This window comes from Bacteriovorax sp. BSW11_IV (assembly GCF_000447755.1).
GTDB lineage: Bacteria > Bdellovibrionota > Bacteriovoracia > Bacteriovoracales > Bacteriovoracaceae > BSW11-IV.
This window is the reverse complement of the sequence record NZ_AUNE01000011.1, coordinates 35182-50868: the sequence shown is the minus strand read 5'-3', so window position 1 is coordinate 50868 and position 15687 is coordinate 35182. Positions and strand designations below refer to the sequence as shown.

At 36.6% G+C, this 15687-nt stretch carries 17 protein-coding genes; 7 read left to right on the top strand and 10 right to left on the bottom strand.

The annotated features are described in order from the left end of the window. Positions 1 to 17 precede the first annotated feature (17 nt). Together M899_RS04475 and M899_RS04470 are read right to left on the bottom strand one after the other, a co-directional pair. Positions 18 to 521, bottom strand: a complete 504-nt coding sequence (locus M899_RS04475) for a peptidylprolyl isomerase (protein ID WP_196801727.1) — start codon at positions 519 to 521, stop codon at positions 18 to 20. Between the two features lie 57 nt (positions 522 to 578). After that, complete coding sequence (locus tag M899_RS04470; protein ID WP_021270215.1) at positions 579 to 1235, bottom strand: 2-hydroxychromene-2-carboxylate isomerase; 657 nt, start codon at positions 1233 to 1235, stop codon at positions 579 to 581. Between the two features lie 51 nt (positions 1236 to 1286). Between M899_RS04470 and M899_RS04465 the strand changes: the two genes are divergently transcribed. Genes M899_RS04465 through M899_RS04455 form a run of 3 tightly spaced genes read left to right on the top strand, consistent with a single transcriptional unit; the run spans position 1287 to position 4540 of the window. Next, on the top strand, positions 1287 to 3239 hold the full coding sequence (locus tag M899_RS04465) for a sensor histidine kinase (RefSeq protein WP_034727846.1): 1953 nt from the start codon (positions 1287 to 1289) through the stop codon (positions 3237 to 3239). 40 nt (positions 3240 to 3279) lie between these two features. Continuing rightward, entirely contained in the window at positions 3280 to 4221 is a 942-nt protein-coding gene (locus M899_RS04460; protein WP_021270185.1) for an HD domain-containing phosphohydrolase, read from the top strand. Further along, positions 4214 to 4540 carry a hypothetical protein gene (locus M899_RS04455; RefSeq protein WP_021270247.1) on the top strand — a complete coding sequence of 109 codons (327 nt, stop codon included), beginning with the start codon at positions 4214 to 4216 and terminating at the stop codon, positions 4538 to 4540. The genes M899_RS04460 and M899_RS04455 overlap by 8 nt, the downstream gene beginning before the upstream one ends. On the opposite strand, the gene rapA is transcribed toward M899_RS04455, so the two are convergent. From rapA to M899_RS04440, 3 genes are all read right to left on the bottom strand, one after another. Continuing rightward, positions 4533 to 7259 carry an RNA polymerase-associated protein RapA gene (gene rapA, locus M899_RS04450; RefSeq protein WP_021270210.1) on the bottom strand — a complete coding sequence of 909 codons (2727 nt, stop codon included), beginning with the start codon at positions 7257 to 7259 and terminating at the stop codon, positions 4533 to 4535. The genes M899_RS04455 and rapA overlap by 8 nt on opposite strands. Positions 7260 to 7322: 63 nt before the next feature. Further along, a complete protein-coding gene (locus M899_RS04445; RefSeq protein WP_021270181.1) occupies positions 7323 to 7685 on the bottom strand; it encodes a hypothetical protein in 363 nt (120 codons plus the stop codon). 15 nt (positions 7686 to 7700) lie between these two features. After that, positions 7701 to 8810, bottom strand: a complete 1110-nt coding sequence (locus M899_RS04440) for a ParA family protein (protein WP_021270265.1) — start codon at positions 8808 to 8810, stop codon at positions 7701 to 7703. A gap of 90 nt (positions 8811 to 8900) precedes the next feature. Here M899_RS04440 and M899_RS04435 point away from each other — a divergent pair, with 90 nt between their 5' ends. Further along, positions 8901 to 9413 (top strand): GNAT family N-acetyltransferase, encoded by a 513-nt coding sequence (locus M899_RS04435; protein ID WP_021270243.1) that lies wholly within the window; start codon positions 8901 to 8903, stop codon positions 9411 to 9413. Here M899_RS04435 and M899_RS17500 read toward each other — a convergent pair. The 3 genes from M899_RS17500 to serS form a co-directional block, all read right to left on the bottom strand. After that, positions 9400 to 10044 (bottom strand): response regulator transcription factor, encoded by a 645-nt coding sequence (locus M899_RS17500; RefSeq protein ID WP_021270169.1) that lies wholly within the window; start codon positions 10042 to 10044, stop codon positions 9400 to 9402. The genes M899_RS04435 and M899_RS17500 overlap by 14 nt on opposite strands. A gap of 9 nt (positions 10045 to 10053) precedes the next feature. Next, positions 10054 to 10398 (bottom strand): Hpt domain-containing protein, encoded by a 345-nt coding sequence (locus M899_RS04425; RefSeq protein ID WP_021270235.1) that lies wholly within the window; start codon positions 10396 to 10398, stop codon positions 10054 to 10056. A 121-nt stretch (positions 10399 to 10519) separates the two neighbouring features. After that, positions 10520 to 11791 carry a serine--tRNA ligase gene (gene serS / locus M899_RS04420; protein ID WP_021270253.1) on the bottom strand — a complete coding sequence of 424 codons (1272 nt, stop codon included), beginning with the start codon at positions 11789 to 11791 and terminating at the stop codon, positions 10520 to 10522. Positions 11792 to 11910: 119 nt separating this feature from the next. Here serS and M899_RS04415 point away from each other — a divergent pair, with 119 nt between their 5' ends. From M899_RS04415 to M899_RS04405, 3 genes are read left to right on the top strand one after another with little or no spacing between them, the layout of a single operon-like run. Beyond that, positions 11911 to 12732 (top strand): metallophosphoesterase, encoded by an 822-nt coding sequence (locus tag M899_RS04415; protein WP_021270189.1) that lies wholly within the window; start codon positions 11911 to 11913, stop codon positions 12730 to 12732. A 54-nt stretch (positions 12733 to 12786) separates the two neighbouring features. Next, positions 12787 to 12990, top strand: coding sequence for a hypothetical protein (locus tag M899_RS04410; RefSeq protein ID WP_021270257.1), 204 nt, complete (start codon positions 12787 to 12789; stop codon positions 12988 to 12990). Continuing rightward, the gene (locus M899_RS04405; RefSeq protein WP_021270166.1) at positions 12990 to 14102 is read left to right on the top strand and encodes a methyltransferase; all 1113 of its coding nucleotides are present in this window, start codon (positions 12990 to 12992) and stop codon (positions 14100 to 14102) included. The genes M899_RS04410 and M899_RS04405 overlap by 1 nt, the downstream gene beginning before the upstream one ends. Here M899_RS04405 and M899_RS17495 read toward each other — a convergent pair. After that, positions 14095 to 15099, bottom strand: coding sequence for an AI-2E family transporter (locus M899_RS17495; RefSeq protein ID WP_021270171.1), 1005 nt, complete (start codon positions 15097 to 15099; stop codon positions 14095 to 14097). The two genes, M899_RS04405 and M899_RS17495, sit on opposite strands and share 8 nt — an antisense overlap. 14 nt (positions 15100 to 15113) lie before the next feature. After that, positions 15114 to 15614 (bottom strand): NADPH-dependent FMN reductase, encoded by a 501-nt coding sequence (locus tag M899_RS04395; protein WP_021270209.1) that lies wholly within the window; start codon positions 15612 to 15614, stop codon positions 15114 to 15116. Between the last annotated feature and the right edge of the window lie 73 nt (positions 15615 to 15687).

Below are 15687 nucleotides of genomic sequence, written 5' to 3'. Positions count from 1 at the left end.
GCCCCCGTCTTGATTGATTATTTTTTAACGACTTTATTGATGATGATATTTTCTAGTGGAACATTTTGAAATGGTCCATTATTACCAGTTTTTACTTTTTTAATTCTATTAACGACACTCATCCCCTTTGTTACTTTTCCAAAAACGGCATATCCATAGCCTTGTGGTGTTTTTGAAGTAAAGTTTAGATGTGGGTTATTTCTTACGTTAATAAAAAATTGGCTCGTTGCTGAATTAGGATCCATAGTTCTGGCCATGGCAAGTGTTCCTGTTTCATTTAAAAGACCGTTATCAGCTTCGTTGATGATTGGCGCTTCAGTGTCTTTCTTTTTAAGATCAGGAGTCATTCCTCCACCTTGGATCATAAAATTATCAATGACTCTGTGAAAAATAGTTCCATCGTAAAACTTTTTATCAACATACTTTAAAAAATTCTCAACTGTTTTTGGAGCTTTCTGATCAAAGAGCTCTACCTCAATTTCACCAAGATTTGTATCGATGACAACCTTAGTGTTGGCCATAACTTGAACTTGCATTAAAACCATGAGTGCAAAAATAAACTTTTTCATAAACCTTCCTTAGCTATTCATTATGGGATAATTTTTTGCAAAATAATTATACTCATCTTCATTATATTTATCTTTTCCATTTACGAAATCACAAAAGAACTCCTTAGAATCATCTCCCCAAAAAAGTTCTCCTTCAACATAGAAGCTTGGCACACCAAAAACACCGCGAGCAAGTGCTCTTTGATTATTGTCCTTTATGGCCTTTCTCATTTCTTTTGAACCAACTCTTTCAAGTAGGTCTGATGCTGGATGACCTGCTTCATTTAAAATCTCTTCTAATGGATCAGAATCACCTATATCTTTACCAAACTCCCATCCTGCTCTAAAAAAGAGATCAATAAGAGACTCTTTTTGACTTTCATCTGCGGCCATAATCATGCGCAGAACATAGAGAGAATTAAAAGGTAAGTTTCTTGGCAAAACAAAAGGAACTCCCCTTTTCAAACTTTTTCGTAAGCAGTCTTTGAAAAGATAATTACGCTTTGTTTCAATCTCTGCCGGTCCCTTTGTTTCATAGCTTGTAATAACTTGGGCCAATGACACAGGAATAAATTCAATAGCATATCCTTTGTCTTTAAGTTTTTGAATCTCTTCTCTAAACCAAGTCCAACTTAAGTAGGAATAAGGCGATAGAAAATCGAAGTAATATTCAATTTTTTTCTCCATAAAACACCGATATACCTTGTCATTCAACAAATACTAGTTAGAGTATTTATTATGTCTATTTTTCGATTGATCATATTATATTTGCTTTGTGGACTAGTTGTCACTAAAGCAGATGTCATAAATCTCACAAGCACCGAGCGTAATACTCTAAATATTACGTCCCAAGTTTCATTTACAGAAACAGATGCAGATAAAACTCCCTACAACATTTCTCAAGGACATGTAATTTACAAAGCGATTGATTCTGATCAATTTGTAAAAAGCTACTCGACTCAGAAACTCTGGTTTGAATTCACTCTTAAAAACACTGATTCAGGACCACTTCAGCGAGTTCTTGTCTTTGATACTTCTTTATCGGGAGAGCTAAGCTTTTATGAAAAAACAGATGATGGTCAATTTAACTTCATTGAAAGAAGTGGTAGCTCACTACCCGCGATCCAAAAAGAACTTAAAAGCCTAAAAGCGGCCTTTGCTATTAATCTTAAGGCCAAAGAAGAAAAAACTTATGTCATCACAAGAAAGTCTTTGCATCAGCTTGATGTTAAATTTCTAATTAAAACTTACGAAAAATTTCTTGCTGATGATTTTGAGCAAAAGGTTCTCCTCACATTTTATGCAGGTGTTGTTGTTGCTCTATTTGTCTATAATCTCTTTCTCTACTTTCATTCCAAATCGAATGATTATTTACGTTATTGCATCTTCATTAGCTGTATCGCTGCAACTGTTCTCAATATAAACGGTGTACTTGATCTTTTTATTTTTTCTGACACAGAATCTGCCAGTAAATTTCTTATGGCCTTTTCATCAGCTTCAGTTGTCGCAATTTTATTCTTTTCTTATTACTTCTTACGACTCTATGAACTTAATCCTTTATGGAAAAAGTTTTATACATCAATTGGTGTTGTAGCCGTTTTACATGCTATTGTTCGTCTTTTTCCTTTTGATACTAAATTGCAAACTATTACAGGAATCAGTATTGATATCACCATACTTTTTACTATTCTTGCAGTAATTATAAGTGGTATTTTCTCTTTGCGAAAAGGCCATATTTTGGCGAAATACTTCCTTATTTCATGGACATTTTTCTTTGCAGGAGTATTGATTTGGCTTGGAATTTATTATGGCCCAATACCAAAGAATCTCTACACAACGAATGCTATTTTAATTGGCAATATTTTTGAAATGCTTATCATTGCTTTTGCTCTCTCATATAAATTGAACATTTTAGAGAGACAAAAAAGAGACGCAGAAATTCAAGCAAAAGATAAAGAACGATATCAAAGACTCGTAAGAGTTTTATGCCACGATATTGGAAACTCACTCTTTATCATCCAAGGTTTTACCAAGAATGCTCTTAAAAGACCTGAGCTCATTAACCAAAATATAACTTGGCAAAAGATTCATAAGGCCACTCAAAATATGAGTAATATTTTAAAGACAGTGAGAGAACAAGAAAATGCAGTCCTCACACAAGACCAAATAAATCTTGGCCCGGTTTGTTTAAATTCGCTTTTACAAGAAACACTTTTTTATTTTAATGATAAATGCAAGGCCAAGAATCTCATTCTCCAAATGGATTTAAATGAGAAAATCCCATTAATCCGATCAGAAAAAACGAGTTTATTAAATAATGTTTTAAATAATATTATTTCAAATGCTATAAAATTCTCTCATAGTCGATCCATAATATCTGTAAAAACATATCAAAAAGATCAACAAATATATTGTGAAATTATCGATCAAGGCGTCGGAATATCGCGCGAAAAAATTCGTTCCTTAATAGATGGGCACTTTATTCAATCGACCCAAGGCACCCACGGAGAGCATGGAACGGGCTATGGACTGACATTGATCAGGGATTATATGAAAATCTACGGTGGCCATTTTGAGATTCAATCCACAACTGCCCAAGATAAGAATGGCCAAAATGGCACAAAAATTGTCCTCACCTTTTGTGCAGCTAAAGAAAAGTTCCCGATTGAAAAAAAATTAGAAGGACTTTAAAATTACTCTACACTTAATTTGATTATCTTAAGGAATTGTAATGGGATACACACCACTTAGAATTTCTACTGTTAAACCTGGTAGAGAGCTTCCCTTTGATTTATATATCTTTTTTAAAGAAACATATCTTTGCTACACAAATCGTGGTGCGGCGATTGAAGATGAAAAGTATCTAAAACTTAAAAAACAAAAAATTGCAAAATTCTATATTACCGAAAAAGACGAACCTAATTATCAACGTTTTCTTGATCAACTACTCAATGAAACGATGAATTCACCCACGGCCACAACTGATGAAAAAGTAAATCTCGTTGAAGGAGCTTGTGGAACGGCCGTAGAAAGAATGCAAAAAGATCCAGAAAGTGAGAGTTCATATCGTATGACTCAAAATGCTGCGAAAAGTTTACGTCAGGTCATTGCTAATAATCCCGATGCGTTAAAGAAAATTTTTGGAAAGAAGGCATCTGATGCTGATCTAATTATTAAACACTCGCTAAACGTTTCGGCGCTTGCCACTAAGCTTGCAGAGAAGTGTCGATTAGAAGACAAAGAAGTTGATGATATTGCAACTGCGGCACTCATTCATGATGTTGGGATTGCAAAGCTAGAAAAATCTGAGCAAGACCTATTCAAAAAAGATAAAAAGCAATATTCGAATGATGATAAAAGACTTTATAACTTTCACGTTAAAGACGCCATCTCTGTACTAAAAGACAAGCCTTGGGTTACAAAAAGCATTATTGATCTTGTTATCAATCACGAAGAAGTTCTCAGTGGTCATGGCCCTAACAAGAAGTCAAAACTATCTAAGTCTGAAGAGATTCTCTCTCTTGTAAATAACTATGACAAAAGACTCATCACTAGCGATAAAGGTCCCAAGGCCGTTATTAAAGATATGACGATCGATGAAGTAGGTAACTACTCTCTTGAACTTATCAACAAGTTTAAAGAAGTTCTAGAGGCCGAGGGATTACTTGAATAAGCTTTCATATATTATCATTTTAGTATTTGCACACCTACTTTTTTCAAGCTGTATAAAAACAGAAACTATTAGTGATTTTGAATGTGAAGAAATTGCGATGAAAGATTTTAAAGGACTCCCTTCATATGGGAAAGTCTTTAAAGAAAATTGTATGGAAAGAGATCTCGTCTACTCTCGTCAAAAATGTCAACTTGCATTTAATGACTTGATCTACGGAAAAGGTCTTGTGGAAATCAAAAAGACTTATGGTGAAAGAATCATAAATTGCTTTAATGAGAGGGAGCTAGAAAAGTATGCTCCCCCTACTAAACTTAAATAATAATTCTTAGTGAATCGAAAGTAATTTCCGACTTTCCAATCAACTCTAAAGTCTCATGTAAATTCGATTTCAAAAACTCAATTTCAGAGTCTCTAACACTTGGATTGAGTTTTTTCAAATTTTCTAACCTTTGAATCTCGTTTCCAAGCTCTTTCATGGCGCACTCTTTTGCATTTGCTATAGCACTATTTGCTTCACCTTCAGCAATCATTCTTGCTTTCTCTAATACGGTTTCAACCTTATCGCGAGGAAAGCCCATGGCCTTTTTCTTATTATCTGCACTAGCATCTTCAACAAGATCATCTAGCATATCTTTTGACCACTTATCAGTGAACACTTCACCTTGCGGGTTGATTAATACACGAATCGTTTGGGTTGGAAGATATTTTGCAGTATCCAATCCTCTTCTAGTTAATGAACGAAGAGCAAAGAAGCACTCAAGGTAGACCTTACCTGTTGATTTTCCCCCTTTACGTTGGGCCACACACATATTCCCAACACCCTCACTTAAAATAAGTTCAATAACCCCTGACACCATTGGATGGTCCCAGCTCATGAACTCCACATCTTCTCTTGAAAGTGCAATTGATCTTTCAAAAGTCATTCTCTTACCGTCACTATCGAGGGTAGGAAAATGTGGCAGAAGCATATTATCACTTGGATGAATATATGTTGTAAAAGGATCTAGATCTTCAGAATCCACACCGAGGTGATGAAAAACACTTTCTAAATAATCTTGGAGTGAATGATCTTTATCGCAGGCCTTCAATTTTGCGATCATTTTAAAAGCTTCATCGTGATTGTATGAATTGTACTCAATTAGCTGGTCTCTTCCCTCTTCAAGTTTCTTTTCAAGCTCAGAAGAAATTTCACAAGTTCTACCAATCAGTTCATCAAGATTCCCATTACCTTCAAGAGCATTGATCAGATCTTCTCTTACATTTGAAAGAACTTCTAAACCAACTTTACAGTTTTTCTCAAAGGCATTTAAACCTTCATGATACCAGCGATAAAGAACTTCTTCATAGCTTCCCACCCCGTATGGTACGTGGATATTAATATCAAATTTTTGACCAATTCTATCGAGACGACCAATTCTCTGTTCAAGAAGGTCAACAGAAATCGGGAGATCAAATAATACGAGATGGTGACAGAATTCAAAATTTCGCCCTTCACTACCAATTTCAGTACATAGAAGAACTTGTGCACCATCTTTGTCAGCAAAGTAAGCGGCACCTCTATCACGGGCCATTAAGGAAAGATCAGAGTGAAAAACACCTGTTTTAATACTAGAGACGTTTTCTCTTAAGAATTTTTCTAACTCAATAACTTTAGACTTAGACTTACAAATCAATAAAACTTTATCGTTATTTTTTTGCAAGAACTCACAAAGCCACATGGCCTTCTCATAGAAAAGCCCATCAATTAATCCAACTTCTTTGTAAGAGCCTTCTGTCTTTGCATTCATGGCATGACCCTTCAGCATTCTCTTTGGAAAGAAGTCATAATCTCCAGCAAGGTTGGCCCTTGAATTTCTAAAAAGAATTCTTCCTGTTCCGTGACGATCTAATAGATCTGACAGGATTTCTTCTTTATCTTTTGATTGATCAACGCCTAAATCTGTTAACAAGGCACTATGTTCAGGTGACAAAGCTGTATTTGAAAGAATTGCTTTAGTGATCTGTGCAATTTCATGAAAGTGCTCAGACTCTTTTTTAAAGGCCTTGTAATCATAGAATCTATTGCCATCTAAAAGCTTTAGTCGAGCAAAGTGTCCTGTTTGTCCTAATTGCTCAGGAGTGGCCGTTAACAAAAAGACCATAGGCACTCTCTTGGCCACTTCTTCAACGATTGAGAAGGCAAGATCAGGTCCTTCTTTAGTCCACTTTAATTGGTGGGCCTCGTCAACAACAAGAACATCAAAGTCAGAAACATTTAAAAAGTCTCTGGCCTTTTGTGCTCCTCTTAAAAGATCGAGACTGGCAACAACAAGTTCATTGTCAAAAAATGGATTCATTCCCTCTTCGATATGAGTTTCTTGATTCACTGTCGCAAATGAGAGATTAAATTTTCTTCTCATCTCTAAGAACCATTGATAAACAAGTGAATCAGGAACTAAAACAAGAACCCTTGAAGCACGGCCTGTTTTAAGTAAATTTTGAATACAAAGACCTGCTTCGATTGTCTTTCCTAGTCCCACTTCATCAGCAAGTAGAACTCTTGGTAGAGGCTCTTTTAAAATTTTCTTGGCCACATAGAACTGATGAGGAAGAAGTGACATACGACCACCAATAAGACCTTTAACATCACTTCCTTCATAGCTCTCAACATGTTTCAAAGTTTCAATTCTTAATTTGAAATGATCATTTGTTGAAATAAGCCCATTGTATAATTTTTCATGAGGTTTATTGAAACTAATATGATGTGAAATATCAGATTCGTGAATTTCTCCACTTTCTGTCACATAGGTAAAAAGCCCATCGACTTCTTTTACTTCAACGACATTTAGTTTTTCATTTTGTTCGCCGTGATGAATGACTTCGCCTTCTTTAAAAACAACTCTTTTTAAAGGGGCCGTCTTTATTCCATAAGAGCGGTGTGTTTGTGATGAGCGAAATTCAACAACTAACATTTTAGATTGGACATCAGTAATAATACCTAATCCCAATTCAGGTTCGGCCTCGCTAATCCAGCGTTGCCCAGACTTAAATTCTTGCATAAAAAAACCTCACATTATGTGAGGTTCTACACTAAGCTGTTAAATTTTCAAGAATTAATGGCATTAAGGAGTAAAAACATCTCTGATTAATGAAAATAATCCCTTTCCCTTTTGGACTTGAATGGGGGCGACAATAAATTCTGTTGCCTCATCCTCAAAACGCTTCATACGTTCCTCATGGGAAAACTCAATATTTTTAACTACTTCTTCATTTACATGGCCCTCTCGTAAGCGATCGACCATGAGATTATTCTTCTCAACAATTTCTCGGGCCCTTTTAACGGCCTCTTGAGCTTGATTGGTGCGCGTCTGTAAACCCCTTTGGTCGAATGTCTCCCAAGGTCTAAGAACGCGCTCTTTAAGTTCCGTGCGAGTAGCACGGCCCTTTTCACTATGTTTTTGAATATCACCTAAACTTAAGGCCATATCATTTCCTCGGTATTAGTACATCCAAGAATTTCTTTGTGCCTCACCTTTGGGCGGCACGTAATTAAATGCTTGATCATTATCCTGAACGTGTCTATTTTGCAAAAACTCACAATAATTGACAATGCGACCGTGTACTTCTTTTAGAAGTTCTCTCATTTCTTTTGCCACTTCCTGACCTGGAACGTGTTCATTGAGGGAAAGATTTAGGGCCGTCGCTTCTTCACCAGAGATATTTTCACGAACACCGTGCTCTGTACAACCTTCTACATTAGCGCGGTACCACTCAAGAATATCTAATGATAATTTTCTATTTTTTGTATAACGAGTAGGAATAAAAATATTTTCAAAGCCTAGTCTCATCTCATCTTTGAATTCTTTCAAAAAATGTCTAAAGACTTTGAAATTTCTAAAATTGTTAATCTTACACTCAAGCGGTGACACTAAAATATCACAAGCAACAAGAGCATTTGTTGTTAGCTTATTCCAGTTTGGAGAACAGTCCATAACAACAAGATCAAAGTGCTCTTTAAGGGCATCGATTACCTTTTCTTTCAACCAAAACTCACGACGATTGATATTGCTTAAAGAATCATTTAAAGCAACAAGTTCTGGAGTTTCAGGAATAAGAAATAAATTAGAAAGATCTGTCGGTCTAATTGTTTCACTTAAACGAACTTGATTATTGAAAAAGTCCGAAAGACCTTTTGTTCTATTTAACTTCTCAATGACTTCTAGCAGATCTTGTTGATTATCTAGATCATTTTCAAATCCTAGGGCCGTAGTTACGTCACCTTGGATATCAAGGCCAACAACACAAACCTTATGTCCGTGCAAGGCCGCTGTACGGGCTATATTTAGTGCAAGAGTACTTTTTAAAACCCCACCTTTTGTTGTAAAAACAGAAATGGCAAGAGGCCTATCAAACTTTTTAAAATAACCTAGCTTTTCACCAATAAGGGGCATTTCATTAACGTCCCAACCTTTGCGAAAAAGGGCACCTGAGCGAAATCGCTTTGATTCTGGAAGAACGCCTTGTTCTTCAAGTTCCTCAATTCTCTCCTTGAGATGCAGGCCACCAAACATCTCTGCTGTTTTCTTGAGGGTAAAATATTGTTCGGCCACAAAATACTCCTAAAAATAAGATCTTATTAAGAGTGTAGAAAGAAAGGTTTTAAGTGTCAAAATTATAGAAAAGTATGTTACCTTAATTAAATGGACATTACAGAAGTCACTTTGAAAAATGGCCAAAAGGCCACGCTCCAAATGGTTCGCCCAGAGGACAAAAACCTTTTCTTAGAAGGCTTCTCGCACCTGTCTGAAGAAACTAAGAGACAACGTTTCCTTGGCCCAAAGAAGGAATTAAGCCCTAAGGAACTCGATTTCTATTCGAGCCCTGACGATTACAACCATATTGCTTATAGTGTTTGCATTCGTGAACCTAAGGCGCAAGGTCTAGGAGTTGCACGTCTTGTTCGTTTGACAAAAGATGGTCCTACGGCAGAACTTGGTATTTTAATTGTAGATAAATATCAAGGCCAAGGAATTGGTTCCATTCTAATGGAAGCAATCATTAAAAGGGCCAAAGAAGTTGGAATAAAAAACATCACTGGTCTTATGAATAATACAAACACACCAATGATTGGACTCTTAAAAAAATTTAAAATCTTTGAATTTCAATCGGCCGGCGAAGGCCTAATTGAAATAAAGGGCACTATTTCAATTTAATCATCTTCTGCCCAGAAAGATAATCCACTTTAGAAACACCGCCTGAATTTTGAAGCTCACTAATTTTTTTAACGATTCCAGCGATTCTTTCAAGCGCCTCTTCTACTTTATCCAAATAGACGAAATCTTTTTTATTCTTAGCAAGATTAATCATGCCATGAGCAACAGTCAGAGGGTTATTGATTTCATGATTATAAGTAATAATCAACGAGTTCAAAGTTTCAAGTTCAGTTTTTTCCAACGATCTCTTATTCAATTCAACAAGATCAAGCTGGGTATTCATTCTGGCTATCGCCACTTCAATATGAGTAGGCTTAATAATGTAATCATTGGCCCCAAGCTTTAAATAAGTCACAACATCAAATGTATGATCCATGGCCGAAATCATAATAATAGGAAGTTCAAATGGAGAATAGGTTTCACGCAGCTTTGTAAGAACAAGATCTCCAGAAATTTTAGGAAGCTGAATATCGAGAAGAATGAGATCAAATGTGTTTTTTTCAACTTCTTCAAACGCTTCTGTTCCGTCGCGAACAACGACAACGTCAAAACCGCGTTTCTCTAGGCCTAAAGACATATACTTTGAATAAATAATATCGTCTTCAACAATGAGGACCTTTTTATTACTCATAGAGGTCTCCTATTTCATTGAACTAGAATCAAAGTTCTCTAACTCTTTTATTAATTGTTTCATCTGAACTTCAAGAGCGAGAGTTTTTTCTAAAGCGCCTGATGTCACCTTTTCCTTACCCATTGTTTCAAGTTCAAAGGCCAATTCTTTAATGGGTTCGGCACAGAATGTACTCAACACACCTTTAAGTGTGTGGGCCGAAATCTGTAATTCATCTGCATCATTATGCTTGGCCGCATCTTTAATACGGTCGACCATTTCTTGATAGGTTCTAATGAAGTCGGCCTTAATTTCTAGAAAGATATCTTCATCTCCGTGAAACATGGCCACTAAGTTCTTATCGTTAAAGAGCATGATAATCTCCTTATTCTCTCTTTTGGAACTATTGTAGCAGAAATGAAGATTAAGTGTGGGGATTTTAAAAATTCTAAAGGAAAAGCAATAATCTCCCCGCAATTATGCGGGGAGGATATTCTTATTTTTTACCAATAAACTCAAGACCGCCCAAATATGGACGTAGTTTCTCAGGAATGCGAACTGACCCGTCTTCTTGTTGGTGGTTCTCTAAAAATGGAACCAAGATTCTTGGAGTTGCAACCGCTGTATTATTCAATGTATGGCAGAATTGAACTTTACCTTCGTTATCTCTATAACGAGTATTTGTTCTTCTTGATTGCCAGTCATGAAGTGCTGAACAAGAGTGAGTTTCACGGTATTTATTTTCCGAAGGAACCCAACACTCCACATCGTACATGCGAACCTTTCCGGCCCCCATGTCACCTGTACAACACTCAACTATTCTATAAGGTAGTTCGAAATCTTGAACGATTTCCTCAGATGTCTCTAAAAGCATCTTGTGCCATTTCTCAGACTCAGCAGCATCGTTTTTACAAATGATATATTGCTCAGTTTTTTGGAATTGGTGAACACGAATAAGTCCTCTTACATCACGGCCATAACTTCCCGCCTCTCTTCTAAAACATGGAGAAAAACCAGCGTAGAAAATTGGAAGATCTGCTTCTGAAAGAATTTCATCTGTGTGAAAGCTATTGATTTGAACTTCTGCAGTACCTGAAAGATACATATCGTCTTCTGGAAGATAGTAAACTTGATCACGACCTGTTGGGAAGTGTCCTGTTCCATATAGGGCCTCTTCACGAGCAAAGGCCGGAGTCGATGCAATCGTGAATCCCTTTTTCATAAGTTTCTCTAGGCCATATCTATGCATCGCCATCTCTAGGAGAACCATTTCATTTCTTAGTGAATATGAACGGCTCCCACAAACTTTTGCAACTCTTTCGAATTCGGCCCAGCTATGTTTTTCTAGAATCTCAACGTGGTCAAGAGGCTTGAAAGAAAATTCTGGAAGATTACCATGCTTTTTAACTTCAATATTATCTGAATCATCTTTACCAAGCGGCGCTTTTGGTGAAGGAATTTGTGGAACTAACCACAGCATATTTTTTAATTCATCTTCTTTTTCTTGAACAGAAGGCTTAAGAGCATCAACTTTTTGACCAATCTCTCTACCTTCTTCGATTAACTTTGGTCTTTCTTCAGCAGATGCAGAAGGAATTTTTTTCGAGTGAGCATTTCTTAGCGCTTGAAGCTCTTGAAGCTCAGTCTTTAAAGTAACGATCTCTTTATCTAGATCGATCATTTTATCAATATCAAGTTGAATGCCTTTTACTTTACAGGCCTCTTTCACAGCATCCGCATTTTCGCGAATAAATTTAACATCAAGCATGGCGTTATCCTTTTACGAGTAAACAATCTTAAATTTATTATAATTTCATCTTTTTAGAAAGTGTTATACTAGATAAAGTACAATGACATCATGCTATAATAAAGAAAAAAGGTTTTTTTATGGATTTTATTGTTGGCGATATTCACGGATGCTTTGATGAGTTTATGGCACTGAGAGAAAAGTGTCAGGAACACGCTGGCAAAAATAAAATCCGCATGGTCTCTTGTGGTGATCTTATTGATAGGGGTCCAAAATCCTTTGAAGTGGTTGAACACTTTGCCACCCATGGCGAAGATATTGCTCTGCTAGGTAATCATGAACAAGAGTTTCTTGTCATATCGCACCACTTTGCACCATGGAATTTTGACCATGTAAAAAAGTATCCCATCTGGTTTCATTCACTGGCCGAGTCTTATAAGAGTGGTGAATTTTCTGTGGAGTTTCCCACTTTAGAAGATTATGCTCAGTCCCATATTGTGAATTGGACAATGCAAGGCGGTAGTCAAACTTTAAAAAGCTTTGAAGTAGACCCCCTTGATCCTACAACTTGGTACTTCGATAAAACCCTCATTGATTATATGCTTTCACTTCCCCTTTATTTGGAAGAAGACGAATACTTTTTAAGTCATGCCCTTGTTACGCAACATAGCTTCCCCCATTTAAAAAATGGTAAAATTATCGATGTAGAGGATATCGATCATATCTTTGATATTGTCGATGAGCTTCTTTGGAATAGAGATCAAGAAGATCTTTTTATTCATCCAACTAAAATTATGGTTTCTGGTCACACTCCTTTTCAAGAAGGGGCCAATTGGATGCATGAAAAGAAAATTTTACAAGTAGATACAGGCTGTGTTTATGGGGGTCCCCTTACGGCCTGGTCGGCAAGTGATAATACTTTACTCATTCAGCCCAGTTTACAAAAGAGCACTGCCAATTAGGGCCTTTTTATGCGATAATAGTGCACTCAATGTGAAGTTTACTCAGGAGTACCCATGGCCAGATGTCGCTATTGCAACAAAGAAATTACTTGGATGAAAGAAGGAAGAAAAAACGTTCCTGTTGAAGGTGACGGTACTGTTCACAACTGTGAAGAGAAAAAGAATGCTCTTAATACATTCAAAAAAATGGATCGCGGCTCTATCTCTGCTGAAGAAATTGCAAAATACGAAGAGGCCATTAACAAGAAAAAGAAGTAATGCAAAAATTAGTTCTTCCCTCACAAGAAACTCTTTCTCTTTCACGCTACCCAGATAGAAAGAATGAAACATTGATGCCCTTTGATGCGTCCGATGAGCTCGTTCTTTCTCATTTTCACGAAAATGAAAGCAGCGCTCAAAATGTTCTTGTGATTGAAGACAATTTCGGAGCTCTATCCTTAGGTTTAAAAGAAATAACGAAAAGTATTTTCACTGATTCTTTTGTTAGCTCAAAAGGCATTCTAGAAAACTGTCTTTCTAATAAGATCAGTGCACCAAAAATCATTAATGATTTGCAAAATATAGATAAAGAATACGACTTTGTAGTGATCAAGCTGCCAAAAAATATGTCTTATTTTGAAGATCTTCTTATTACTATTTCTAGAGTCTGCCCAATTGGAACAAAGATCATTTGTGCGGCCATGATTAAACACTTGCCCACAAGTGCTTTCACTTTACTTGAAAAATACATTGGTCCCGTGACGACTAGTCTTGCGAAGAAAAAAGCGCGTCTTCTATTTTCGACGATTGAAAAAGTTCCACAAGAGTTGAGCTCTCCTTATCCAATTCAAGTGCAAATGCCAGGCTTTAGTGAAAAATTCTCTAACCACTCCAATGTCTTTAGTCGTGAAAAACTGGACCAAGGTTCAAGATTTCTCCTCGAGCATATTCCTAGTCGTGACTATAAAAATATCCTCGATCTTGGGTGTGGAAACGGAATTATTGGTATTAAGGCCAAAATGAAAAATCCCGATTCACATATTCATTTTGCCGATGAATCTTTCATGGCCATTAAAAGTGCGAAAGAAAATTATCAAAAATACTTTAGTGATGAGGCCTTCTTTCATTGGACAAACTGCTTTGAAAACGGCGAGAAAAACTTCTTCGATCTCGTTTTATGCAATCCACCTTTTCATCAAAACAACACTGTCGGTGATTTCATTGCTTGGCAGATGTTTAATGACGCCGCCAAAGTTTTAAAAAAAGGCGGACAGCTTAGAGTCATCGGTAACCGCCACCTTGGTTATCACATCAAACTCGCCAGACTTTTTTCAAAAGTCGATATGGTCGAAGGCAATAAGAAATTTGTTATTATTGATGCGTTTAAGTAGAAATTCTTCCCGCCATCAACTCACTTAAAAATCTTGTCGCCTCGATTTTTGAAAAAATAATTTTCATGATTGATGTGATCGGAACAGCGAGAAACATACCAGGAATGCCCCAAACAAGGCCCCAGAACATTAGAAACATAAGAACTGTAACAGGGTGTAAGTCCATTGACTCTCCCATCATTTTCGGTTCAACAACATTACCAATAATAAATTGAACAAGAAGTGTTAGCACTAAAACAAACACAAACTTGGCCCCGAAATCAAATTGCAATAAGACAATTGGTAGTGGAATAAGAGTTGCGATGATAGAGCCAATATTTGGTATAAAATTTAACATAAATGTTAAAATCGCAAACATGAAGGCCAATTCAACATTGAAAAACCAAAGAATAAGGCCAACTAAAAAACTTGTTATAAAAGATAAAAGAAATTTTGCGGAAACGTAGTGAGAGATTTGTTTATGGATATGGGTCACCATTTCATGACTTTGTTTTGATACACCCTCTCCAGCAATTAAAAAAGAAGTGATTATCAATACAAGAGTGGAGTTGCCCACTAAGCTCATAATTGAGCCTGTAAATTTTTTTAAATAACTTAGAAGAGGAAGATTTAACAATTCTTCTCGAATAATTTTTTCATCGATTTCAATGCCAAAACTTTCGATTCTAAAAACGACGTCATCAAAAAATTTCACGAGCTTGGCCATATAGACATCTGCGCCCGCGATAAAACCTTTCAAAGAGAAAATAACAAAAATAGTCACAATACTCATGCAAGCCAGAAATAAAATAATGGTTGCAAGAGCACTCAGCATGCGTGGCCACTTTAATTTCTTTTCAAACCACATGATGGCAGGACTACTAATGGCGTAGAGAAAAAATGAAATAACAAAAGGAATGAGTATGGCCTTGGTGTAAACAAGGCCAAATGTTAGAGCGCAGGCCGCGATAATCATCAGACAGATATTATTAATGCGAGCAAGTTGCACTTCTAACATAGAAAACCCTTAGCTTATGAATGCTTTAAAAGTTGAGTAACAATTGCATCCGCTGATTTTGGATTAAGTTCCTTTTTGTAAGTTGTAACAATCGTTCTTGGAAGAACAACTGTTCCAAGGTGTTCGAGCGTTTGTTTCATTGCTGCACAAACTTTATCTCCGCCACCACCAGAGTGAGTGGCCACTACTGCAAATTTTCCATTGAAACCATCTCTCCAGTCTTCAGTTGCACGTGAAACCCATGCGATGGCATTGTTCATTACAGGAGGAATGCTTCCGTTATATTCAGGAGCAACCCAAATCATGCTGTGTGATTCAGCAATTTTTGCAGTTAATTCTTTTGCTTTATCAGGAACGCCATTGGCCTCTGATTTTGGTGAGTAAAGGGGAAGATCAAGCTCCTCTAAATTCACAACTTCACATAAACCACCATGCTTTACGACTTCTTCGCATAGTGCGTTTGCTAATTTGAAGTTATTTCCGCTTGTCGCGCTTAAAATGACAACCTTCGCCACAATTTTCCCCTTTTTTTATCTATAAAATTTATACATTAGGCCAACAGGACCAATTATTAGTATTACACTCCAA

Coding starts and splice junctions, on each gene's coding strand:
- M899_RS17495 (WP_021270171.1), bottom strand. CDS start 15,099: ATGTTAGAAGTGCAACTTGCTCGCATTAATAATATCTGTCTGATGATT.
- serS (WP_021270253.1), bottom strand. CDS start 11,791: ATGCTTGATGTTAAATTTATTCGCGAAAATGCGGATGCTGTGAAAGAG.
- rapA (WP_021270210.1), bottom strand. CDS start 7,259: ATGCAAGAATTTAAGTCTGGGCAACGCTGGATTAGCGAGGCCGAACCT.
- M899_RS17500 (WP_021270169.1), bottom strand. CDS start 10,044: ATGAGTAATAAAAAGGTCCTCATTGTTGAAGACGATATTATTTATTCA.
- M899_RS04465 (WP_034727846.1), top strand. CDS start 1,287: ATGTCTATTTTTCGATTGATCATATTATATTTGCTTTGTGGACTAGTT.
- M899_RS04470 (WP_021270215.1), bottom strand. CDS start 1,235: ATGGAGAAAAAAATTGAATATTACTTCGATTTTCTATCGCCTTATTCC.
- M899_RS04460 (WP_021270185.1), top strand. CDS start 3,280: ATGGGATACACACCACTTAGAATTTCTACTGTTAAACCTGGTAGAGAG.
- M899_RS04435 (WP_021270243.1), top strand. CDS start 8,901: ATGGACATTACAGAAGTCACTTTGAAAAATGGCCAAAAGGCCACGCTC.
- M899_RS04425 (WP_021270235.1), bottom strand. CDS start 10,398: ATGCTCTTTAACGATAAGAACTTAGTGGCCATGTTTCACGGAGATGAA.
- M899_RS04445 (WP_021270181.1), bottom strand. CDS start 7,685: ATGGCCTTAAGTTTAGGTGATATTCAAAAACATAGTGAAAAGGGCCGT.
- M899_RS04475 (WP_196801727.1), bottom strand. CDS start 521: ATGGCCAACACTAAGGTTGTCATCGATACAAATCTTGGTGAAATTGAG.
- M899_RS04415 (WP_021270189.1), top strand. CDS start 11,911: ATGGATTTTATTGTTGGCGATATTCACGGATGCTTTGATGAGTTTATG.
- M899_RS04410 (WP_021270257.1), top strand. CDS start 12,787: ATGGCCAGATGTCGCTATTGCAACAAAGAAATTACTTGGATGAAAGAA.
- M899_RS04405 (WP_021270166.1), top strand. CDS start 12,990: ATGCAAAAATTAGTTCTTCCCTCACAAGAAACTCTTTCTCTTTCACGC.